The organism is Candidatus Berkiella cookevillensis, assembly GCF_001431315.2.
Lineage (GTDB): Bacteria > Pseudomonadota > Gammaproteobacteria > Berkiellales > Berkiellaceae > Berkiella_A > Berkiella_A cookevillensis.
Window position 1 is genome coordinate 1,373,861 of the sequence record NZ_LKHV02000001.1, and the last position, 22,979, is coordinate 1,396,839.

At 36.4% G+C, this 22,979-nt stretch carries 16 protein-coding genes; 6 read left to right on the forward strand and 10 right to left on the reverse strand.

Annotation, left to right across the window (positions count from 1 at the left end; translation table 11 throughout):
- Positions 1-366: 366 nt before the first annotated feature.
- A complete protein-coding gene (locus tag CC99x_RS05850; RefSeq protein WP_057622743.1) occupies positions 367-1,086 on the forward strand; it encodes an endonuclease in 720 nt (239 codons plus the stop codon).
- Positions 1,087-1,097: 11 nt separating this feature from the next.
- Here CC99x_RS05850 and CC99x_RS05855 read toward each other — a convergent pair whose 3' ends face one another.
- From CC99x_RS05855 to CC99x_RS05880, 6 genes are all read right to left on the reverse strand, one after another.
- Positions 1,098-3,413: a mechanosensitive ion channel domain-containing protein gene (locus CC99x_RS05855; RefSeq protein ID WP_083477252.1), complete on the reverse strand. Its 2,316-nt coding sequence runs from the start codon at positions 3,411-3,413 to the stop codon at positions 1,098-1,100.
- A 464-nt stretch (positions 3,414-3,877) separates the two neighbouring features.
- Complete coding sequence (locus CC99x_RS05860) at positions 3,878-4,324, reverse strand: periplasmic heavy metal sensor (RefSeq protein ID WP_057622739.1); 447 nt, start codon at positions 4,322-4,324, stop codon at positions 3,878-3,880.
- A complete protein-coding gene (locus CC99x_RS05865) occupies positions 4,321-4,755 on the reverse strand; it encodes a hypothetical protein (RefSeq protein ID WP_057622737.1) in 435 nt (144 codons plus the stop codon). Before CC99x_RS05865 ends, CC99x_RS05860 begins: the two co-directional genes overlap by 4 nt.
- Entirely contained in the window at positions 4,752-5,297 is a 546-nt protein-coding gene (locus CC99x_RS05870; RefSeq protein ID WP_057622736.1) for a sigma-70 family RNA polymerase sigma factor, read from the reverse strand. Before CC99x_RS05870 ends, CC99x_RS05865 begins: the two co-directional genes overlap by 4 nt.
- Positions 5,298-5,319: 22 nt before the next feature.
- On the reverse strand, positions 5,320-5,679 hold the full coding sequence (locus tag CC99x_RS05875; RefSeq protein WP_057622734.1) for a hypothetical protein: 360 nt from the start codon (positions 5,677-5,679) through the stop codon (positions 5,320-5,322).
- A 301-nt stretch (positions 5,680-5,980) separates the two neighbouring features.
- Positions 5,981-7,357: a hypothetical protein gene (locus CC99x_RS05880; RefSeq protein WP_057622731.1), complete on the reverse strand. Its 1,377-nt coding sequence runs from the start codon at positions 7,355-7,357 to the stop codon at positions 5,981-5,983.
- A 345-nt stretch (positions 7,358-7,702) separates the two neighbouring features.
- On the opposite strand from CC99x_RS05880, the gene CC99x_RS05885 reads away from it, so the two are divergent.
- From CC99x_RS05885 to CC99x_RS05895, 3 genes are all read left to right on the forward strand, one after another.
- Positions 7,703-8,518 (forward strand): Rho GTPase-activating protein, encoded by an 816-nt coding sequence (locus CC99x_RS05885; protein ID WP_057622729.1) that lies wholly within the window; start codon positions 7,703-7,705, stop codon positions 8,516-8,518.
- An 84-nt stretch (positions 8,519-8,602) separates the two neighbouring features.
- Positions 8,603-11,410, forward strand: a complete 2,808-nt coding sequence (locus tag CC99x_RS05890) for an AMP-binding protein (RefSeq protein WP_083477251.1) — start codon at positions 8,603-8,605, stop codon at positions 11,408-11,410.
- A gap of 29 nt (positions 11,411-11,439) precedes the next feature.
- A complete protein-coding gene (locus tag CC99x_RS05895) occupies positions 11,440-11,673 on the forward strand; it encodes a hypothetical protein (RefSeq protein ID WP_057622727.1) in 234 nt (77 codons plus the stop codon).
- Between the two features lie 78 nt (positions 11,674-11,751).
- Here CC99x_RS05895 and CC99x_RS05900 read toward each other — a convergent pair whose 3' ends face one another.
- Positions 11,752-12,471 carry a DsbA family protein gene (locus CC99x_RS05900; RefSeq protein ID WP_057622726.1) on the reverse strand — a complete coding sequence of 240 codons (720 nt, stop codon included), beginning with the start codon at positions 12,469-12,471 and terminating at the stop codon, positions 11,752-11,754.
- A gap of 55 nt (positions 12,472-12,526) precedes the next feature.
- Entirely contained in the window at positions 12,527-13,921 is a 1,395-nt protein-coding gene (locus CC99x_RS05905; protein ID WP_057622725.1) for an MATE family efflux transporter, read from the reverse strand.
- Between the two features lie 507 nt (positions 13,922-14,428).
- Between CC99x_RS05905 and gstA the strand changes: the two genes are divergently transcribed.
- On the forward strand, positions 14,429-15,040 hold the full coding sequence (gene gstA / locus CC99x_RS05910) for a glutathione transferase GstA (RefSeq protein ID WP_057622722.1): 612 nt from the start codon (positions 14,429-14,431) through the stop codon (positions 15,038-15,040).
- 613 nt (positions 15,041-15,653) lie between these two features.
- Here gstA and CC99x_RS05915 read toward each other — a convergent pair.
- Together CC99x_RS05915 and CC99x_RS05920 are read right to left on the reverse strand one after the other, a co-directional pair.
- Complete coding sequence (locus CC99x_RS05915) at positions 15,654-19,484, reverse strand: tRNA nucleotidyltransferase/poly(A) polymerase family protein (RefSeq protein ID WP_057622719.1); 3,831 nt, start codon at positions 19,482-19,484, stop codon at positions 15,654-15,656.
- A 144-nt stretch (positions 19,485-19,628) separates the two neighbouring features.
- Positions 19,629-21,470, reverse strand: a complete 1,842-nt coding sequence (locus CC99x_RS05920) for a DEAD/DEAH box helicase (RefSeq protein WP_057622717.1) — start codon at positions 21,468-21,470, stop codon at positions 19,629-19,631.
- A 313-nt stretch (positions 21,471-21,783) separates the two neighbouring features.
- Between CC99x_RS05920 and CC99x_RS05925 the strand changes: the two genes are divergently transcribed.
- The gene (locus tag CC99x_RS05925) at positions 21,784-22,971 is read left to right on the forward strand and encodes a BaiN/RdsA family NAD(P)/FAD-dependent oxidoreductase (protein ID WP_057623214.1); all 1,188 of its coding nucleotides are present in this window, start codon (positions 21,784-21,786) and stop codon (positions 22,969-22,971) included.
- The last annotated feature ends 8 nt before the right edge of the window (positions 22,972-22,979 follow it).

Below are 22,979 nucleotides of genomic sequence, written 5' to 3' on the forward strand. Positions count from 1 at the left end.
ATAATATAGTGTTCAAAAACTGAACACTATATTATCTTATTGATATATATGTAAAAAATAACTTATTCACAGCTTTCTACCATCTTGTTACAATATTCTTCCACTAAAATTGTGGAGAAATACACCTTTATTCACTTAAGAAATGTTCAAAAAGTGAACACCAATATAACTATTTGAAAAATAAATAGATATTTTCTTATTCACAGCTTTTATACATACTATCCGATCATTCATCCACGCATATTGTTGAAAACTCATTGTTTTAAACTTATGACTTAAGCTTCTTTTGCACCTCATGCATTGTTACTTTAAACTCTCGCTACTTAGGATTTAAGTTATTTCCATTTTTGATAGAGAGATATATCGTTGAAAAAATTATTGATGCTTGCCATTGCAATGCTATTCTGTAGTCTTAGCGTTGCTTCCACCGCAACGATTAAAGTAGATAATTTTTATGATGTGAAGAAGCAAGCTAAAATTATTTGGCAAGATCATCGTATTACTTTTTACTGTGGCTGTAGCTTTGATAAACATTTGAATGTAAATCATGCTTCATGTGGGTACCTCCCTCAAGATATGAAACGTGCAAAAAGAGTTGAATGGGAGCACATTGTTCCTGTTTCGTGGTTTGGCGCTCAGCGCCCGTGTTGGCGTGAAGCCTTGTGTAAACATAAAAATGCTAAATCTTATAGTGGTCGTAATTGTTGTGAAAAAATAGATCCTGAATTTAGGAGGATGTATCATGATTTGCATAATTTAGTACCTGCTATTGGAGAGGTTAATAAAGCGAGACAGAATTATCGTTTTGTTGATCTGAATATCAGCGATAAAATCTACAATGGCTGTGAGCTTTATGTGAATGATGATTTACGAATTGTGGTACCTAAAGATGAGCTAAAAGGTATGATTGCACGAGCTTATCTTTATATGGCAAAAACCTATCCTTTTAAGTTAAACAAAAACGCACAGAAATTATTTATCACTTGGCATCAGCAATATCCACCCAGTGAATGGGAAATAGAGTGGAATAAGCGGGTAAAGGCGGTGCAGGGCACAGATAATGTTTACATTAGCGCTTTTGAATAAATGAGGCAACTTCATTCTGGCGCGGATGGTGCATTTTTATGCATAAGCTGGAGCTTGGCGTCTTCTTGGATATGGAGATCTGTTTGAGAGAAGGCGTATTTGATGGCATGCTCTTTAAAGGTTTCATCAATACTGAAATATATATCACTGCGCACGATAAATTTATTATTTACATTATCAATTGAGCACCATAAACTAAAATTAAGTGCGCTATCGTAATAACCTAAGCAAAAAACTAAAGGCTCATCTGACCCTTCTTTGATCACTTCTGGATGATTCATGGCTACCTTGAGTAATAATTCTTTGACTAAGAGAGGGGCGGTATTGTATTGCACGACGATATCAATTTTAATTCTAAATCGTTTATTATTCAGCATATAATTTTTTACTTCTTTGCTAATTAAATCTGAATTGGGCACAATAACATGTGAGTGTTCAAGCGTTTGGATATGTGTTGAACGAACGCCTATTTCTGTAACAAAGCCTTCTTTGTCTCCGACATGAATTCTATCTCCTTTTTTGATAGGGCGCTCTAGTAGTAGCACCAATCCAGAAATAAAATTATTAAAAATATTTTGCAAACCAAAACCAATACCAAAGGATAATGCACCAGCAATGATTGCTAAACCTTTTAAATCAACCCCCGCTATCAGTAATGAGAAGAGTAATACAAGAGCAACACCTAAGTAACCGAAGATAATTAAATAAGCTTCTTGTGCTGCTTTATTAATTGAATTCTCTTTGGGTTGAAGTTGATGCTTAATTAATTTGATGATTAAGGTAAAAAATGAGAAAAATAGCAAAGAAAATACAATCCGTATAGGTTGTATTTTTGTTTCGGCTATAATGATACCTGAAAAAATATATTCCCTTAATTTTATAGACCAAAGATCGGATATGGTCCAAAAATCATTTAAATAAATGATTAGCCCACCCCATAAAATGAGAAAAATGGTTAACTTGAGCGTAATAAGCTCTAGCATTAAGCTATTTTTATCAAAGTGCAAAAACTTAAAGACTTGTTTTTGCCAAGAATATTTTTGGGAAATAATATTTTCTAACAGCGATATCGATATCAAATATAAACTAACAGTGATCACAATGCTTGTAAGAGAATATATAACGCCTTTTAATATATATTTGGAAAGTGGAATATAACCATTCCATTGAGTAATTAATACTGATATTAAAAACAAATAATTTAAAGATTTACAAAGAAGTTTGTTGATAGGGCTTTTTACAAAATATGCACTGAGCATTAGATAGCAACTGATAATCCAAGAAAATACAATAGCAATGGCGGTATAGTAGAGTGCAGAGCTAAACGCTGAAATAATTTCTTGTTTGGGTAATAGCAAATCTATTTCAGATATAAAATACTTTGACAATAAAATAAGTAACATAGCATTCAAGCTAAAGGTAAATATTTTAAGCTGTGATTTTTTGTAGGTTTTAAAATGGTTTTTGGAAAATGCTGGGGATTTAATAAAGTCAATGCCAATTTGCAAAATAAAAAATAATAAAATAAGCAGCAATACATGATCAAATAATAAGTCATAATTAATCAGATAATCATGCACGGACTCGTAAGCTAGTAATGTTAGTAGCAACAAAATAATCGTTATTCTGCGTATAAGAGAATGAAGAAAAACGCTGAGGTATTTTTCAAAATTATTTTTTTGTTTTATATGCGCAGAAACAATGACTAAACTTGATTTTATATAAAGTGATATTAAGTAAGTAATAGATAAAAATATAGAGATTAATATAAGATCGTTATAGGTGTAACTAGTTATTTCTATATTAATATAAAAGTCTTCAGATTCAAGTGAATGCATCCATTCGGAAAAACTAGCAGGGAGCTTTTCAAGCTTTTCAAACAAGGGATCACTACGCGTAAAATAAAAAGATTTTTTTATCGCTTTTGCTTCTTTGCTAAAAGCCTTTAATAGTTCATTGGAACGAAAGGAGAAGAGCTTGCAAGCTGATAAGCTATCATTTATTTCACTTTTTCGAGTTAGCAGAAATTGCTGATCTGCTGTGAGCGTAATATCTTCATTTGGGTTTGCTTCGGGGAGCTGACTGTTGATCTCTGTTAGCTCTTTAGATTTTTCTTCTACACAGATCTCAGCTTCTTTTTTTTGCTCAATGAGATCGCGCTGTATTTTTTCTAGTTCTTTGGCCGATAACTTTTCTACCGATAAAGTGATAGAAAGGTTGTCTAAAAATTGATTTGCTTGGTGAGGATCGAAAGCATAGCCTATGCCCCAGATTAGGCTGAGAATAGGTACAAGTAGAAAATATTTATAGTCGATCTTCAACATCATTAAGACTGTTCATTAACTTTTATGTGCTATTCTGTTTGTCGGCACAGCAGTCGCACTACTTAATGATTTTTAAGTTGTTTTCCTATCACCTATATTCAATGATTTATGTTGTCATGCCAGCGAAGGCTCATAGGCGTCAATTTAAGGCATTTCTGGGAGTCGATTATAAAATATTGCTGCCTATTCTTCGTTCGCAAAGCGAACATTTTCTTACTTTGTAAAGGGAGAAGCTTGGCAGCAGCGTAGCTGCGCCGAGCAGAGGGATTTAGCTGGTTGACCTTAAATCCACGGCATAAATCCCCCTTGCGCACTTATCAGTGCGCGTCCCCCTTCAAAAAGTGGGATGCCTGATTCGCTATGCTCATCGATAAGTATGTCCGTCCTTGCATAGCACAAGATGTGTGCATCTCGTAGCAAAATTAGGAGAAGAAAGTCAGGTGATGGCTCAATATAGGGGAAGGAGCCTAGTGTCTTCGATCAAAACGCTTATTTTTAGATAAATTTTCTGCTATTTGCTTGCGCTCCTCAGGGGTAGCCGCTAAGAGTGCATCTAGCAGTGAATCTTGAGAGATGGATAAGCTTTCGTTAGCTAGTTTTTGAATCGCCTTTAAGTGCGCTTTTATTTTAGCCTCATCTATTGGATCCTTCACTAACAGTGTTGCAATTTCTTGGCGCTCCTTTTTAATTTTTGCTCTGTTTTCTTTTAGTTTTTCACGGGATTCATGAAATGATTGCTTTAGTCTCTTTTTAGATTCTTTGGGGAGATCTTTTAGCGCTTCAATATAGATGGGGGCATGCATAGGACGATGAAAAGGGAAAGATTTGTGTCCACCAATGACATATCCTATTAAAAAAACGTTTAATACAATAGAGAGGAAAAAAATAATCTTTAATGAGTGGGGTATTCTCATAAATTAATCTCACTGTCATTGAATGTGTAAGAGAATGCGGTGTTTAATAGTTCATTTGAATTAATTGTATTTACATCTTCAGGGGGAGAATAGATACCAATTGAAATACCTAAGAGTAGGCTGAGCGCTAAAATACTGATTTTAGGGATAAGTGGTAAAAAGATATTTTGTAAGGGAAAAGTAGTTTCATCTTTGATTTTATTTAGAATGCATTGAATATTTGCATCATAATTTTTATCTGCAATGGGTTTTTCATAACTATCTAAAATGGATTCAAAAGAGTGTTCATTATTGAGAAAAGAGGTTGTTGCGGGATTCTGTTCAATCCATGCATGTATATCATCTTTCATATCAAGAGGCCAGTGATGAGGTTTTGCCCCATAACTCAGGATGATGTTTTCAAAGATAGTTTGCGTCATTTTTGCTTTCATTGCAGCCATCCCTTCAATTTCTTTCTTGCTCGATATAAGCTTGATTCGATGGCACTGGAAGATTGTTTGAAAATTTCACATAATTCATCTTGTTTCATATTGTGATAATAGTGTAAGACAAAGATGGCTTTCTCATCTGTTGATAGTCTGGAAAATCCACGCTTGAGTTGTTGAAGGATTTCTTCATTTTCAAGCTTTTCTATTAAACTAAGAGGTGTGCCATCAACAGAGCGATGCAGACTGTCGTCATAAGTCTCTGTTGTACGTATTTTTTGACTGCGTAATGCATCAATACAATGCCGATAAAGCAGTGTATAAACCCAAGTATTCACTTTGGCAGAAGGCTTCCATTCATGACGTGAATTCCATATTTTAATACAGATTTCTTGCACCATATCTTCTGCTATTGCTTGATTGTCTAGCATCCGAACTGCAAAATACAGCCAAGATTGATAATGTCGCTTTAAAAGCTGTGCAAAAGCGGACTGATCGTCATGTTCTTTGACTTGATGCATCAACTCTGCATCTTCCGACTTTTGCACTATAGCGTTATCCTATTTTGGGTTATTGCTTATCTTTGAGTAAATCCATACCATATAATCTTAAGACAAGCTCTTCTTTTCTCAAATCCAAAATCTTATCTATTTTTTCCTGATTTTTTGCAATAAAAGCATCCTGTTCTGCTTTGGGTAATTCAGACCATTTATTTTTTACATCTGCTCTGAAAGCCTTACGTTCTTTGTGGGATAGCTGTTTCATCTTTTCTTTAGTTGCTTTCAGCTCTGCGCGTTCTTCATCAGACAAGTTTTGAAAATATTCTGCCATAAAGCCATGCTTTTTTTCACATTTTTCATGATGACCCGCAAAAACGCTTAAAGATACCGTCAGTAGTGCTGTGGATAATAATACAGGAATAGATTTCATAATAAGCTCCTAACTAAGTTGAGAAATATCACTCTATCTATGAAACGGTTCAGCTTAGAAAATCCTGCATTTTTATTTTTATGTCCTTATGAGTTAGTGTCTTATAAGTGTATATGCTCGGACTATAAGAAAGATAAGACGAAGATCTTCGATAGTATAGTCACAGCACATGGTTTTTCAGGTAGGCGTCAAGCCTTGAGCAACCGGAGTGTACATAAAAGTACATGAGGATTGCGAGAGGGCGAAGACAACACCCCCGAAAAATCATGTGCGAAGACTATATTCGTCTTCTTCATGAAAACTAAATTTTAAATCGATGTAAGCGTTCAACAATACTATCTAGCTCTTGATTGGACTCAGAAGCATCAATTTGAGCAGAGTCAGGATGATCCAAGCTTGCATCAGAAGAGCGTGTTAAAAACTTTTGATTGAGCATTAATTTTCTTTGCATTAAAGGAAGTAACTGCTTTTTGACTTGTTCTTTGCGATCTGGAAAGATTACGGGGAGTTCGCTATCTAATTTCGCTCCTTCAAAATCTGTCAGCCAAGCTTCGTTACCTGTTAGCATGTTAAAGGCCAAGCTTGCATAACCTTGACGACTTTTGGAGAAAGGACGAATTCCAAGTTTGAATTGCATTTCCAATCTTTGTGGATCAGAAAGTTCACAATGCTGTTTTTCAACGGGTATTTTTTCTTTTCTGCTGCGTTCAGCAAGATTTTGTACAACGGAAGCTTGCTTCAATTGCTTCAAACAGGGTTCAAAACCGGATATATGTTTTCTTCTTTCGCGTCTATCTTGTTGTGATTCATCTGATTGATAAGGATAGGGATTGGTACTTTCTCTTTCTTGCATCTCTTCATAGCTTAGTGCCTGTGGCATTAAGCTTTTCCATTCTTCAACTTTGGATATAGATGCCGAAAAATGCGAGCCAAGTCTAGCGTATCGTTCTTTATCAATTTTGTCCCACAATTGAATGGCTGTTTTAATGTCGTCTTCTGTCAATTGTTCTGCTGGTTTTGAATATCGTACTTCATGTGTGATTTTTTCTAAAATAGTTTTAGAGAGTAAACAATGTAAGAGAAATGCATGAAAAGAGCTTATTTTATTAGATAAAGCTTCGCTATTTAATTTACTTTCCATTGAGTCTGAGACTATGTTACCCGCAAGCGTTTGTCCAGAAGCCAGCTTATCCGCTAGTTGAAGTTCATATACCCATTTTCTAAGGAGAGGGACTATATTTTCCATTGTAATAGGTTTATCTTGCAAGCCTGCACGGATGCGTTCCAAATAGTTTTGAACCTTGTTTTGCTTTTCCTCAAAAGCTTGAGCAAGTAGCTGATAAGAAGATAATTGTTGTATTTGTTTGTCTACCGCTTGAGAAAGTGTGGATTCTAAGTCGCTAGATTCTTCTTCAGCAAATTTCTCTCTAAGATGCTGAACTTTTGTTAATCTGTTAGCTTGTGGTGGATTTTGCAATAATACATGTGCCGCTTTCTTTTGAAAGTCGCTAAATAGGAGCTGTATCGTAAGCTCTGAGCGTAATGCTTCTGCTTCAACAATATTTCTTGATTGTAGGCCAGATGTTGAATCCAAATCTGAACTTGACACTGTGCTGAGTGATTGTTTTAGCAATTCATCTTTTTGATCTGTGTCTGTGCTTTCTACGCCATTTTGCATACATCTCTCCTTGATTTCGCACTAAAGCCTAATTTTTTTGCGATAAAGATTATCTTATCGCTTACACAGACAATAGCAATAGATTGCTTGAGTGTGAAGATCTTTTAATGTTCATTGCGACATATTAAATTCTAGTTTATTAAATTACTTCTTTCTGATTATTATGGGTGTCCTATTTGTTTTGGATGTCCCGATAATCAATATTGGATGTCCCGATAATCAATAAATAGTCGTGGCTGCTTAAAATAAATAGAATAATTAAGATTAAGCGCTTGAACATGATAGTTAACAAGCCTATAATTTTTTCCAGCACTCAGTAATCAAACTAATATTAAGAGGTTTAGTATGTATCACTATGCTTTAGGCGCAGGCCTTGGGGGATTTTTAGTCGCTTATAAGATCTATCAAAGTTGTTGTAAAAAAACAAAACCAACAGAAGAAACACCTTATCAGTTTGAATCATTAACAAGCGTATTAACTCAAACAGATGAAGAAAATTTTGATGTATTTGCGAATCACTTAGGACGGCTCCTCGATCTTTTTGCGTTATGGCCTTATAAACTAGATCAAGAAGGGATTTGGAGCCAAAATAGCACTCCTCCTGAGGTTGATATGTATCAACGTATACTGAGTGAGCCACCAGAAAGTGCTACTTTTCAGGCAATCTTAAAGGCAGATTTTCAAAATAAGTACAATCCTATAACAATGATTTGTGTCCTTAAATCAGATTTGCAAGCTGATTTGAATTCAACTTTCAGTCGATATAGCGATACAAAAAATTTAAGAGAAAATCTCTTAGCTAGGGGAGATGATAATGCTGCTGTTACAAATGTTATCACTCAGCATCTCCATCAATTGGTGTGCAAGGGGTATGTGAAAGAAGCTTATGTATTGCATAATTTTTTTCATTTATTGCATAAAATCGATCAACATTCTGTTAAAAATTTAACGCCAGCCAATACACTCGCTGTGTTACTGATGCCTTGGGTTTGCAAATGGTTGAAAATATCTAGCCCAACATCAAAAATAGAATTGGCTGAGCAGCGTAATGCAATGAAAAATATCATTCCTAAACTCATTACTGCACCACTTTTCAAAGAATGCTTTGATTTATCCGCTTATGGAAATTACCGGCCACGTAGACGTAAGAAACCTAGCTGAGCAAGATCGGATGAGGTTCTTTCGTTTTTAGAATTTATATATAATATTGCAATAGAGATCTTTGAAATAAGCTAGGGAACAGTCTTGAGTGAAAATATACCTGATGCTAGAAATGATTCTAATTTAGAAGAGAAACTTCTTTTTATTATTAAATCTTTTTTAATCAAGCTGGAGCGTAATCGTTCTGCTTTGGCCGTTAGTACACGCTCAAGTTTAGATAAAGATCTTGGTATTGATAGTATTGCTAAAGTTGAATTGTTTCATGAGATTGAAGACCATTTTCAACTGTATCTTTCAGATGAATTGCTGGCGCAAGCAATAACCGTGAATGATATCTTAGAAGCATTAAAAGTTGGTCATTCTAAAACGAGCTTTAAATCAGATATTATTCAAAGTGCCCCCAATGCTACGCATTTTTCTGCCAAATCTTCTCAAAGTCTTGTTGAACTGCTTTTATATTGGGCGAAGCGTGAACCGCAACGTCCCCATATTTATTATCAAGACGAAAAAGGATCTGAGAAGATCATCACCTTTAAGCTCCTTTTAGACAATGCTCAGAAAGTTGCAAATGGTTTATATGCTTTGGGCATTCGTTCTCACGATACCGTTGCTATTATGTTACCGACTTCAGAAGCTTTTTTTTATTGCTTTATGGGCGTGCAATTATTAGGTGCTGTGCCTGTTCCTATTTATCCGCCATTTAGACCTGATAAGATTGAAGAATACGCATTACGTGAAGAAAAAATCCTTAAAAAAGCAGAGGTAAGTGTTTTAATTACCTTCGATCGCGCTGAAAAATTAAGCGAATTATTAAGTGCCTTTATTCATTCGCTTAAAACAGTTACAACTTATGAAAAATTGATTGCTCCCAATAAAAAAGCACCTATTCAAAAAGTAAAAGAGGATCACCCCGCATTAATCCAGTTTACTTCTGGGAGCACAAATATTCCTAAGGGAGTATTGTTAACGCATCGAAATTTGCTCTCTAATATTGAGTGTGCAGGACAAGCCATTGATGTTCGTTCTAACGAAGTGGTTGTGAGTTGGCTGCCCTTGTATCATGACATGGGGCTTATTGGTTGTTGGTTTGGCAGTTTATATCATGCTTGTCCTTTAGTGATTATGTCACCTTTAAGTTTCCTCTCGCGACCGGAACGTTGGTTATGGGCTATACATTATCATCGTGGCACTATTTCAGCTGCGCCTAATTTCGCTTATGAACTCTGTATTAAGCGTATTAAAGAAAAAGACATTGAAGGTTTAGATTTAAGCACGTGGCGATTATCACTCAACGGTGCAGAGGCGGTAAATCCGAGAACAGTGGACGGATTTATTAAAAAATTCCAGCCTTATGGCTTCAAGCCTGAAACTTTTTTCCCCGTATACGGACTTGCAGAAAGTACGGTTGCTTTGTGTTTTCCCCCCATTGATAGGGCGCCGAAGATCGATCGCATTGATTTAATGGATTATGAAAAACAGCGTATTGCAACAGCAGTGACGGATGAGTCAACAAAACATTTAAAATTTGTTTGTTGTGGGCAGCCTATTCCTGAGCATGAAGTGAGAATTGTTAATGAGCAAAATCAGGAACTACCAGAGCGTATGATCGGTTCTATTCAGTTTAAAGGCCCTTCAACCATGCAAGGATATTACAATAATATTGAAGCTACACAGGCAATATTTAAAGAAGGTTGGTGTGAAACAGGAGATTTTGGTTATTTTGCCGAAGGTGAAATTTACATCACAGGTAGAAAGAAAGATATTATTATTAAAGCAGGGCGTAATTTATTTCCAGAAGTAATTGAAGATGTCACTGGCCAAGTTAATGGAGTGCGCAAGGGGGCTGTGGTTGCATTTGGCGTCGTTGATAGTAGGTTAGGCACAGAGAAGTTAATTATTGTTGCAGAATCTCAAGAGCATAATAAAGATATGCAATCCAAAATGATTCAAGCCATTATTGAGCGTGTAACCCTTGCTATAGGCATACCACCGGATGAGGTTAAAATCGTTTCGCCGAACACAATTCCCAAAACCTCTAGTGGAAAATTGCAACGTTCGCAATGCAAAATAATGTACGAGTCAGGAAGCCTCACAAAATGGAATCTACCTTTATGGCTTCAAGTTACTAAAATTTTTCTAAAGGCATGCCTTTCTAAAGGTTTAAAGAAAGTAAGTACTATTCTCCAATTTTTATATACATGCTATGTATGGCTAATATCTATTGCAATCATTATCCCTGTTTGGCTTATGGTCATGCTCTTATCGCCCGCCAAAAGTAGAAGCATTGCTAGAATAGGTGCAAAAATACTCTTAAAGCTAGCGTGCATTAAAATTAAGATTGTTGATCCTTCTCATTCACTAAAAAATAATATTGCAAAAGTATTAGTTGCGAATCATGCTAGTTATATCGATGGGCTCATTTTGTATTCTATTTTGTCTGATAAGTTCTCGTTCATTGTTAAAAAAGGTGTATTTAAAGCCCCTTTGTTAAAAAATTTAATGCTAAAGCATCAGCATTTTGGGGTTGATAGAGAGGATTTTCAAAAAAATATTGAAGATACGCAAAACATTATAGACTCTTTAAAAAATGGCCGTTCATTAGCTGTATTTCCTGAAGGCACTTTTATTGCTGCTAAAGGACTTAGAGCTTTTAAATCTGGCGCTTTTAAAATTGCAACAGAAAACAATTTGCCAGTGTTGCCGGTAGCCTTATCTGGAGCGAGAGAGGTTTTACGTTCTCAAGAATGGTTATTAAAGCCTAATACTATTCAAGTGACGGTCGGAGCGCTTATTTATCCTAATGAAAATTCATGGCAAGAAATGACACGGTTGCAATCTCAGGCGAGAGCCTTTATTGTTAGCCACTGTGGTGAATCTAGTATTGAGATGTAAAATAAAGTAGTACCAAGGAGTTTATTCAGATGCAGGTTTTATCTGATGAAGAAGTAAAGTGCGTTGTTGGTGGTTATAGCATGTTTGATATTACCATCAGTACGACGGTGTGGGGGGGGCTATTGAGTTTATGGAAAGGTGATCCGACTTGGCTATTGTGCGGTTTGGTCGCAGGACTCATTTTAAGTGCGACTAAAGTAGCTGACGATAAACTAGGCTATACAACTAAAGAGAAGACCGGCGAGATTGATCTTGGTCTTTAGTTGTTTAACTTTTTTGATATACAACATTAACATCTTTCATAAACTCCCAGCAGTTGCTTGAGAGCTTAAATCCTATTGCTATTTTTGTGGGATAATGCCATACAAAAATCGTTTTAGTTCCGTTCTTTCTAAAGAACCTTGAACATAGTAAATATGTGGTTTTTTATTTAGATCTATGCCATAGATAATGAAAGTAGGCGTGCCAGAGATTTTAAGTGCTTTAGCAAGCGCATAATTGTTAGAGATAATTTGATAGGTCTCTTTGGATTCCATATCACGTTTTAATTGTTTAATATCTAATTTTAGTTTTTCAGCTTGATGAATAATAGAGCCATTTGTGAGATCGTTGTAATACATCAATGCACGGTGGTAGCTGACATATTGGCTCTGCTGTTTGCTCGCTATTGCAGCCCTTGCTGCATATCGTGCTTGATCCCCTCGGATGGGGAATTCTTTGTAGATAATTTGTATATTGGGGTGTTTAGCAGTAAATGAACTGAGTCTTTTGGCCATTTGTTTACAGTGCCCGCAGGTATAGTCAAAAAACTCTACCAGTAGTGGGTGTTCTACCTTCGATAGATCCTGCGTTTCAAATATTTCTGCTTCACGATTGATGATTATTTTTTTAAGCTCAGCAATTTCTTTGGGTGATGAGTCACCTAGCAAGCCTGGGCTAATGATGGTAATCATATCTGGTGTAATTGCTGCTGAGACGAAGATGGGAAATACTAATAAAGAAATGGCTGCCAGATGAATGGCTGATTTTTTAAACAGATCGATAGCCTTGGTTATTTTCATATCAAATATTCCGTTTCGAAGATGCCAGCTAATTTAAAGAATTATAGTAGCCGAATTATAGCTGAATATAAACGCATTTATGTCGTTCATTGTATAAAAATCTTAGATAGTAGCAAATAAAGAGTGTGCAACAAAACAGTGTAGAAATTTGGATAGTTAGTATAGGGCTGCCTTCATTGACATAAACAAATAGATAAACAGGAAGCAAAAAGAGTATCCAGGTACCAATGGCATTCATATAAAAAATAAATTTAGTATCACCAATAGCTGTTAAAATGCCATCTACAACCCAGACCATGCCATCAAAAAAGATAGCTATCCATAACCAAATCAAACTGCTTTGCACCAGTTCTATAAGATTTGTGGAATTTTGTGTATTTTCTGGCAGAAAAAGATTGATCCATAACTCAGGCAAGACAATCAAAGGTATTGCTAGAATAACCGCAAAAATAGCGAATATTGTGAGTCCTGCTTTTAAAATTTCAGGTAATTTTTCGCGATGATTTGCGCCGATATAATTTGCTGCTACGGCGGTTGTACTTTTTTGCAAGCAATCGGTTACAAAATAAGAAAGCATCCATACAGATAAAGCAATAGACACGAGCGTTACATGTGCAAAGCTTAGTTTGCTTAGAAAAATTAAATTGATTGCCCAAGCTGTTGTTGCTGATAAGTGTCCTAGTGCGTTGGGTAACCCAATTTTAATTGATTTTTGAAACAGTACTTTGCTAAACCGCCATTGATGCGTGCCGTACATTTTTCGATAAGCCGGCTTGATAAAATCTTTTAAGAGGATAGAAAAGATAATGACATTTGCAATGCCGGTAGAAATAGCTGCACCCTGTGCGCCATATCCTTGCATGATTCCTTCAATCCCAAAGATAAATAAATAAGAAAGTGGTACATTTGCTAAATTACCAATAAAAAAAGCAATTAATAATGTTTTAAAATCACCCCTGCCCAAATAAAAAATAGAAAGAGAAGCACACAGCGGGAACAAAGGGCCAAAAATCATAATCCAAGTAAAATAAGGGATTGCATGTTCTGCAATTGGTGCTGCAAATATGTATTGACTGCCCCATATGCCAATCGGAATCATGATGCAGCCAAATAATAGTGAAAACCAGATCATTTGCCAGACAGGTGATCCTAATTGTTTATATTGCTTGGCACCATTGTATTGACCAACAAAAACTTCACCAACCATTGCGATAGATACTGAACCAATCTGAAAAATAAAAAAAATATTGGCGGCGGTGGTGGCTGCAACCATGGCGTGCGTATCATATTGTGCTAAGAAAATCCTGTCTAAAAAAATCATTAAAGCAGAGGATAATTCTGTTGCCATTAATGGCAGACATAATAAAAATAGCTGTCGGATACCAAAATATTTTGTTGAAATTAAATGATTATTATTTAATTTTGCATGTAATAGCGAAGCGGTTGTCATAAGACACCAAAGTAAGTCCTAAATAAAATGATAGTGGAGGTTGTCTCAAAAATGCCATTTTTCGTTGATCCTTTGTTGCAGCTCCTTTTGCGCAGCTCAAAGAATCTACGCCTTGGCTGAACAAAAAATTACTATTTTTGAGAAAGCTTCTAATGATAAAGAAAATAATATATGTGCTATTTGTTAAAATAGTCAGTAAAAATGAAGATCTTTTTCAAAATGGTGAATCATAAAATGAATAAATATTAAATTTATTAACAATAATAGCATATTTTTTAAAAAAGAGAAGCTGAATACTTTGCCTGGTATGTAAAAGCCGATAAAAGCACAAGAATATAATTATTTTAAAAAATATAATGCAAAAATAGGCTAAATTATGTAAATGCTATATGTGTAATTGTATGTAAAGATGTTCAAGCAATTGACTCATTTGTGTATATCTATAAAATTTATCTGGCGCTTTAAAGATTATTTATTGAGCCGCTCAACTAAGATTAAGGGGGATCTATGAAACTTTATTATTCTTCAGGTGCATGTTCACTGGCACCACATATTATTCTTGCTGAATGTGGTGAAAAATATACTTTAGAAAAAGTAGATTTACAGAACAAAAAAACGGAATCAGGCAAAGATTTTCTTCTTATCAACATGAAGGGCTATGTGCCTGCTCTAGAGCTGAATAACAAAGAAATACTTACGGAAGTGGGCGTTATTCTTCAGTATATTGCGCATCAGCATCCAGCAGCACAATTGGTTGCTGAGTCAAACAGCTTTGAGCATTATAAAATGCTTGAATGGTTAAGTTTTATTAGTTCTGAAATTCATAAAAATTTTGGATCTTTATTTGCACCTCAAATACCAGAGACTTATGTTGAAATGATCAAAGCAAAAATCAACAATAGATTGAAAGTATTAGAGCAAGCTTTAGAAGGTAAACAGTATCTTTTTGCAAATCGTTTTACCATCTTAGACGCTTATTTATTCACTGTCCTTAGGTGGGCACATCATTTAAAAATTCCCGTGGAAAATTTTGCCGCAGTAACGGACTATTTTTCAAGAATAAAAGAGCGTCCTTCTGTTAAGCAAGCGATGCAAGAAGAAGGTTTGATTAAACCATAAATATAGTTTACCCATGTCTCTTCGAGGGAGGGGCTTCTCCCTCTCGCAATCTGAGTGATTCCAAAGGGATTTTTGGGGTTTGATTATATAACACCTATACAAGTATATACTTTGGTGCGAAGCACCTTACGCCCACTTTGTAATCAAAGGGGGCAGCCGTTTACGGCGGGGGATTTGTAATTTCAGGTTAAGGCTAAATGCTCACAGAAAATGAAATGCCCGATATTTACGCATTCATATGACAGGATTTTGAAGAAGCTCATTGTGAGTAATATAAATTTCGAGATGTATGTTTAAGAGAAGCAAAAATACATGTATTGAGCTTCAATAATTATGAAGTTAAACATCAAATGGATGGTGTACTTGAAAAATTGAATTCTATCATAGAATAGATAAAACAGTTTGGAACAGAGAAAGATTGATAAAAATCCCCCGCCGTAAACGGCTGCCCCCTTTGATTACAAAGTGGGCGTAAGGTGCTTCGCACCAAAGCACATACTTGTATAGGTGCTAATGTTTTACTCCTTAAGTTGACGCTTATGAGCGGAGGCAATCCAGTAGCCCTTTGGGCTACCAGGCGCAAAACGCCAATTTCCTTTCTACGAATGACCGTCTATAAATGGTTTGTCTTCTTTTTATCTGTACTATAGCTTGATATCTGGTGGTCTTTCTTTTTGAATTTTCGGTTTTGCCGTGTGTGGATTGACATAGGGACAAAAGCAGGTTTCTCCTCAAGTGCGGCTTGCATTATTTCGCTTGAAGTTGACGAGCTAGGCGCACGTGGTTGTCTTTGAGAGGGATAAGAATAATACTGTACATATTGCTTATATTGAGACAATATTCCTATCACTTGGTATTCGTTATCTTGCGAGCGCCTTGTCGTATCAAACATAAGAGAGGCAACGATCTTTTGTATTTTATTTCTTTCTGCTAATTCACACGAGCCTGTATAATTTGCAAAGAAATTATTTAGACAATGCTCCAATTTTTCTTGCGGTGATGTCTCTGGTGTAAGTTGCAGCATGGGAATAAGCGTAAACACTGCGAGTACATAATAATAATTATAATTTTCTTGCGCCAATGAAAACTCATGTAGTTTTTGTGTAATAAAGCCAAAAAGCATTGGATCTTGATATAAAAACAGTATATCTATCATCTTTAACAGTGGGCAAATTTGAGGAAGGATCTGACCTGTCAGGATAAGAGCTAAATTTTGTCTGGCGTATGTACTCACAAAAAGATATTCTATATTTTTCAAGTAAATTCCAATATCAAGACTTTTTATTTCTTCCGCGTGTTTGAGTAGCATACACCAGTCATGAGACGATATAGATTTGTCTAACTGCTGAGAAAATCGAATAAATCGCATCATTAATGAAGGATCGCTTTCAAACCGCTTTTCAATATCTCCTAGCATAATAAGATAAGGAGCGTGTAGATCTTGCTTCTTTTCTAAGAGATCATATACTGCTCCGTCATCTTTGCAGATAAAAGTATTGATAGATAAATCACGTTCTTTTAATTTATCTTCTAATTTATGCCATGGCTCACACCACAGATCTATTTTGCCCAATTTGAATTTTCTAGGTTCAAGCAACTCCTGTGAGAATCCAGATTTAATATGCAAAGGTAAATCACTTGCTTTGCAGTTTACAATGATATCGACATCTTCGTGAGGTGAGAGGGGGATACCTAATAAACGATTTCTGACAAAGCCACCTGAGAAGTAATATTCTATGCCAGCTGTTTTAAGCGTTTTAAGGATATAGAGCGTCTCAGGTGGAAGTGTAATGTGAGCAAAAGGCATCAATCCATCGGTTGCAGGCAGTTGAAGCGTTGATAGTTCTTGTTCACGCTCAGAAAATACGGCACTTTGAGAGGCGTGTAATGACGAGACTTGTATTTGCTGTTGTTCTTTTTCTTTCTCAAACGCCTGTTCTTGTCTTGTGTAGTGAGTGGCCTCTAATTCACGTATAGCCTTTTCATGTCTGACTGTGATGCCTTGAATGTTTTGCATATGATCGTTTTTCAATTGCGAGAGTGCAAGTTCAAGCTTTTGTTGTAGAGCTTCAATTTCTTTATGTAAACGCTGATCGCATTTTTCTTGGTGCGTTTTGATAGCTTTTTCATTGCTTGCAGTCAAGGCTTGGATAGTTAATTCATGATTTTCGCGCATGCTTTTTAATTTTTGTTCATGCCGGATCTTTAGTTTTGAGGCAGCTCTATTTTTCGTTGTCCCTAGTTGTTGGGTGGTTTTTTTAAATTCTGCTGCAAATGTTCTTTCTTGCGCTGAGATATCATTTTGGTACTGCGATTGTATGGTTTCTATTGCTTGTGAATGCATTTCTTTCAGTGACTGAATTTCCGATTCATGGCTTTTTTGCAGTGTTTGTATCTTTTTGTCATATTGTTTTTTCTTTCTTGTTTTGAATTTTTCAATATTTTTTTCATGCTGTGCTTGTTCAATATCTAAAGCATTTTTATGTCGAAAGGTGAGCGATTGTATGTGTTCTTGGAAGTTATTCTCTAAATCAAGGCTGATTTGAGATTTTTCTTTTTGATGCGTTTGACGCATTTGTGCTTTCTTTTCTTCAAACAGAGCCTCTATTCTTTTTGTTTCGGTGAGCAATTTTTGTTCATATTCTGCTCGTAAAGATTCTAGGGAGCGATGATGTGCTTTTTCCTCTATTTTTAGCTCAGATTCATGACTGTGTATCAATGTAATCATCCGAGGATCTAATGCAACGTCCTGTCCTGCACTGAATAAATCTTCTTCGTGTTTTAAGGGGGCAGAGGAATTATTATCTGCTTCAGGTGTGTGATTTGTCTCTTCTTTTATCAGTTTAGAGGGAGACACTTCTGTAGGTTCTAAAATTAATTCACTCAGTTGGTCAGCAACACTGTCAATAAAACGATTAAAGTTAACATCATCCTCTGTTTCTGCGGTTTCTATTCTTTCCAGTAGTGGCGGCAATGATTTTGAAGAAGAGGGTTGCTGTGCTTGTGATGCCTTTGCTTTTGTAGGAAGCGCATTTTTAAAATCATTGCCAAGATCGTCTGCTAATTTTTTAAATAAAGCCAAAATTATTTGGTGGTAAAATATATTATCCAATGTGCTGGACTTGGCTGTTTTGTATAGCGCGAGTGCTAAACTAAAATGTGCTTGAATGAGTGTGGCGGTTTTTAGCTCATTTGGAAGTATTTTGTATTGTGAAAATAGAGCGAGCGCATTTCGAAATTGCATTGTCAAAGGTAGAATAGTCTGTGTTTCTGCTTCTTTGTCAAGCGCTAATTTGCATTCGTTTACTGTTTGACAGATATATTCTATATCATAGTGTGTCGCATCTGTAAAAGGTGAGCTAACGGCGGGCGTCCAATCTTGTTCATAAAAGAAAGATAGCGTGCCTAAAAAAGGTAGCCATGTATTATCTAATACAGAACCCGCTATTTGCTCTATGTGCTCATATTTGTCGCGCTGCCATTTATATATACCATCGATAAACTCTATAGATGTCTCGGGCGAGACAAAGCGATCTTTGCCTTCATAGGATGCTTCGAGAAAGCTTTGTGCTATTTTATGAATCGTGCCAGCTTCTTTGCTACGTTTGCAACTATACAGAAAATAAGCGATTGATTGATAGCATAGTAAGAGTTCACAGGTTTTTTGCCAGGCTAGCTGTTTATCTGACACTTCTTCGCAAGGTAGCGCTTGCAAGTAAATTTGATATTCTTCTGCATAACAAATCAACCAATCTGCTTTTTCTAGGAGATATACATAGCAATCATAGTAATTAGTAGCACTCAGCTTGCATAGAATGAAATAATCGGTTAAATGAGAAGTGGCTTGGGTTAAATCTACAAACATATTCATCATAGATTTCTGTCTGAGATTTAGCCGTTCCTCGCCATATTTTTCAAGTAATGTTAATACAGTTTGCCATACATTTACTTTTTCATAACCCAGTAAAAATAAATGCTCAGATTCCCTGACTTTTTTATTAAATAATTCAATTTGCTTTTCAGGATTGCTCTCGATTTGTCCTGTTTGGATCTGCCGTAACCGTTGTGTAATGAGTGCATATGGAATTTCGTGCTTTTGTAGAAAATAGGTTTCAATAGTATTAATCAGTGACTTAAGGCGTAAGCGAACAAAGTTTTCATGCTTGCTGAGAAATGAATTTAATAATTCATTTCTTCTTTGTGTGTTATGTAATTTTGTCGAATTAATGAACTCAACTGTTTGTGCTTCAAGTGTTTTTAATTGACTAAAAATTTGACTTACTTCAGGAGGTAAACCAGACTGCTCTGGATTTTCTAAAGCTGCCTCTAGACTGATGTGCTGTATGACAGGAGCAACGACAGAAGTGTTTAAGGAGGTAGAGGCTTGTTGTTTTGCTTGATGTTTTTTTATCAGTCTTTTTCGCGTGGCGCCGTGCTTGGACATGTAATACCTAAAGTAAGTCATGAGACAAAATTAAATAGTAGTTAATTATATTACTATTTTGTTGCAATGACTACTTTAAGCGACTGCTCTCATTGCAATGAGAGCAGTCAATAAAATGCTGAGTTCTGAGAAAGGAATGATCAATTAAGCAAAAGAAGTAGGCTGCTTATCCACCGATCTATCTCTTCTCTTTCCTTTATCTTTCATGTCTCTGCTTCTTACTTTTTTATGATCTCGTTTAGGCTTTTCGCTACGAGGTGCGCCTTCTGACTGCTCTCTATTGCCTGTATAACGAGAGATGCTAAGCTTACTGCCGGCAACCCATACTTTTTCTAAAGTTTGTAGCGCCTTAGTTGGCAGCTGGCTAGGCAGCTCGACGACACTATAGTCTTGGAAAATTTTAATATCGCCAATATATTCACTATCTAAAGAAATTTCATTCGCAATGGCGCCAACAATGTTGCCTGGACTAACACCGTGCGTGCGTCCTACTTCAATGCGGTAGGGGGACAAATCAAGATCTTTTCTGAATCGTTTACCATAGGGTTTTGATGAACGTTCTCCTTCCTCTTGACCTCGACCCTCTCTATCTTCTCTTCTAAAGCCACGATTGTCTTGAAAAGAAGAAGGTGCGAATTCTTTATTTGCTTTATTAACTTTAGCGTTGAAATTGCTGATTTTATTACTGAATTGAATTTGTGCCAATGCACTTGCAACAGCTAATTCTGAAATTTCGTTTTCTTGACAATATTCTTTGATGAGATTTTCAAAAATCTGATCTGCTTTCCCAGCTAAAACATCTGTAATCTTTTGTTTGATTTTTGCTATTTGATTCTTGCGAACAAGTTCAAAAGATGGAAGTTCCATAAGGCTGATTTGTTGTTTTATTACACGCTCTAGGGTTTTGAGTTTATAAGCATCGCCACGTGTGCAGAATAAGATGGCTTTACCTTCACGTCCGGCACGACCTGTACGACCAATGCGGTGAATATAAGCATCAATATTGTGAGGCATGTCATAATTGATAACATGTGATATGCGGCTTACATCTAAACCACGTGCTGCAACGTCGGTTGCAACGATAATATTAAATTTGCCAGACTTGAGCGCTTCAACTGTTTTTTCACGTTGTTTTTGCTCCATTTCACCATTGAGGGGAGAGGTGTGATAGCCTAAATCACGTAATTGGTCAGCTACCGTAAGTGTTGTTACTTTTGTACGCACAAAAATAATCACGCCGTCTGTTGGTTCTGTTTCTAAAATGCGAACAAGTGCATCAAATTTAGTCCCTTCTTTTAGTACTAAATATTTTTGAGCAATGGTTGACGCCGTTGCTGTCTTTGCTTGAATCGTAATTCGTGCAGGATTATTTTGATGTTTTTGCGCAATTTTTTGAATAGGCGCAGGCATTGTTGCTGAAAACAAGATGGTTTGTCTGTCTTTGGGGGTTTTGTTAATGATTAATTCAACATCATCAATGAAGCCCATTTTCAACATTTCGTCTGCTTCATCTAATACAAAATGTGTAATATTTGAGAGATCTATGGTGCCGCGATTAATATGATCAATCACTCGACCAGGTGTTCCCACAATAACAGAAGGTGCATTTCTTAATTGCTTCATCTGAATGGTATAACTTTGACCACCATAAATGGTTGCAATTCTAAATTGCTTCATGTGCATGGCATAACGGCTAAAGTTGTCTGATACCTGAATCGCTAATTCTCGGGTAGGCGCTAAAATCAATACTTGTGGATGTTGTGCACTAGGATCGATCTGAGACAAGATCGGGAGCGCAAATGCTGCCGTTTTACCTGTTCCTGTTTGTGCTTGACCAATCAAATCTCTGCCATCTAAAAGCAAAGGAATGGATTGCGCTTGAATTGGAGAAGGTTCTTTATAGCCAACCTCATCGAGCGCCTGCAAAAGGCTAGGGTTTAAATTAAAATCACTAAAACTCGTTGCGGTAGGGTGCAAAGAAGACATTCATTTACCTCGAAAATTATATAAATTTACATGACTATTGTTATCAAGTTACTAAGAAGTGATTACAATTGAAGCAGTTAGCCGGCATTCTATGCCTTTTCAACGCTAAAAGCTATAGGTTTCGAATAACTTTTAGCTGCAGGGCGCACAATATTAAGGGAAGCTGCCTTTGCCATCTTGCAATCCTTATTTTACTTCATCATTACTGGGTACATAGTGAGTAGTTGCACGCTTTTGGGTTGCTACTGAAACTTGTATCGACCTAGGTCTTACTTTAACATACATGCAAACTTATGTGTTAACTGTTAAACTCATGTCGAAAAACTATGATGTCGTGATTCTCGGTGCTGGGGCAGCCGGTCTTATGTGTGCCATTGAGGCTGCTAAACGAAAGCGACAGGTGCTGGTTATTGATCATGCCAATAAGCCAGGCAAAAAAATTCTCATGTCTGGTGGTGGGCGTTGTAATTTTACCAACCTGCATACCAGTCCTGACAAATATATTTCCCACAATCCACATTTTTGTAAATCAGCCCTCAGCCGCTATACGCCCTGGCATTTTATAGAACTGATTAACAAATATAGGATTGCTTATCATGAAAAGCATCTGGGCCAATTGTTTTGTGATGAGAAATCTAAAGATGTTGTAGATTTATTGTTGGCAGAATGTCAAAAATATGGGGTGAGCATTCAGCTGGGTCAATCCATTACAGAAGTTCATCAACGTGCAGAAAACCAATTTACACTCGTAGCCATCAACGCAGTCCATTATCAATGCGAGTCTTTGGTTATTGCAACAGGTGGTTTGTCGATTCCTACGATGGGAGCCAGCGGTTTCGGCTACAATATTGCTAAACAATTTGAAATGCCGGTTCACCCAACCCGCGCAGGCTTAGTTCCACTGACATTGCATAAACAAGATGTAGAGCGTTTTGCTAGCTTGTCTGGTGTTTCACAAGATATTTGTGCAATGGTCAATAAACAATCATTTAAAGAAAGTATGTTGTTTACTCATCGCGGTTTAAGTGGTCCTGCTATTCTACAGATATCTTCTTATTGGAAAGCAGGAGAAGCTGTTGTTATAAATTTATGTCCTCACTATAGCATTGCACAGCTTATCGAAAATACACTCAAGATATCTGGAAATCAGTCTTTAAAAACGTTCTTAAGACACCTACTTTCAAAACGCCTTGTGAGCATATTATGGTCGGCAGATTTTCTTGATAAATCATTAAAAAGCCTTAGCTCAAAAGAAATCGCAGCATTAGAAAAGTCAGTGCATGCCTGGGAAATTGTACCCAATGGCACAGAAGGTTATCGTACGGCCGAAGTGACTTTAGGGGGTGTGGATTGTAATGCCGTTTCCTCTAAAAATTTTGAAGCCAATGCTGTGAAAGGGCTTTATTTTATTGGTGAAGTTTTGGACGTTACAGGTTGGTTAGGGGGCTATAATTTTCAATGGGCGTGGGCGTCCGGCTGGTCTGCCGGACAGTTTGTGTGACAAAAATG

What these genes read in the sequence shown, in the direction of transcription:
- CC99x_RS05860 (WP_057622739.1), bottom strand. Translation starts at nt 4,324, where the DNA reads ATGAGAATACCCCACTCATTAAAGATTATTTTTTTCCTCTCTATTGTA.
- CC99x_RS05900 (WP_057622726.1), bottom strand. Translation starts at nt 12,471, where the DNA reads ATGAAAATAACCAAGGCTATCGATCTGTTTAAAAAATCAGCCATTCAT.
- CC99x_RS05925 (WP_057623214.1), top strand. Translation starts at nt 21,784, where the DNA reads ATGTCGAAAAACTATGATGTCGTGATTCTCGGTGCTGGGGCAGCCGGT.
- CC99x_RS05855 (WP_083477252.1), bottom strand. Translation starts at nt 3,413, where the DNA reads ATGATGTTGAAGATCGACTATAAATATTTTCTACTTGTACCTATTCTC.
- CC99x_RS05920 (WP_057622717.1), bottom strand. Translation starts at nt 21,470, where the DNA reads ATGTCTTCTTTGCACCCTACCGCAACGAGTTTTAGTGATTTTAATTTA.
- CC99x_RS05905 (WP_057622725.1), bottom strand. Translation starts at nt 13,921, where the DNA reads ATGACAACCGCTTCGCTATTACATGCAAAATTAAATAATAATCATTTA.
- gstA (WP_057622722.1), top strand. Translation starts at nt 14,429, where the DNA reads ATGAAACTTTATTATTCTTCAGGTGCATGTTCACTGGCACCACATATT.
- CC99x_RS05875 (WP_057622734.1), bottom strand. Translation starts at nt 5,679, where the DNA reads ATGAAATCTATTCCTGTATTATTATCCACAGCACTACTGACGGTATCT.
- CC99x_RS05915 (WP_057622719.1), bottom strand. Translation starts at nt 19,484, where the DNA reads ATGTCCAAGCACGGCGCCACGCGAAAAAGACTGATAAAAAAACATCAA.
- CC99x_RS05880 (WP_057622731.1), bottom strand. Translation starts at nt 7,357, where the DNA reads ATGCAAAATGGCGTAGAAAGCACAGACACAGATCAAAAAGATGAATTG.
- CC99x_RS05895 (WP_057622727.1), top strand. Translation starts at nt 11,440, where the DNA reads ATGCAGGTTTTATCTGATGAAGAAGTAAAGTGCGTTGTTGGTGGTTAT.
- CC99x_RS05885 (WP_057622729.1), top strand. Translation starts at nt 7,703, where the DNA reads ATGTATCACTATGCTTTAGGCGCAGGCCTTGGGGGATTTTTAGTCGCT.
- CC99x_RS05865 (WP_057622737.1), bottom strand. Translation starts at nt 4,755, where the DNA reads ATGAAAGCAAAAATGACGCAAACTATCTTTGAAAACATCATCCTGAGT.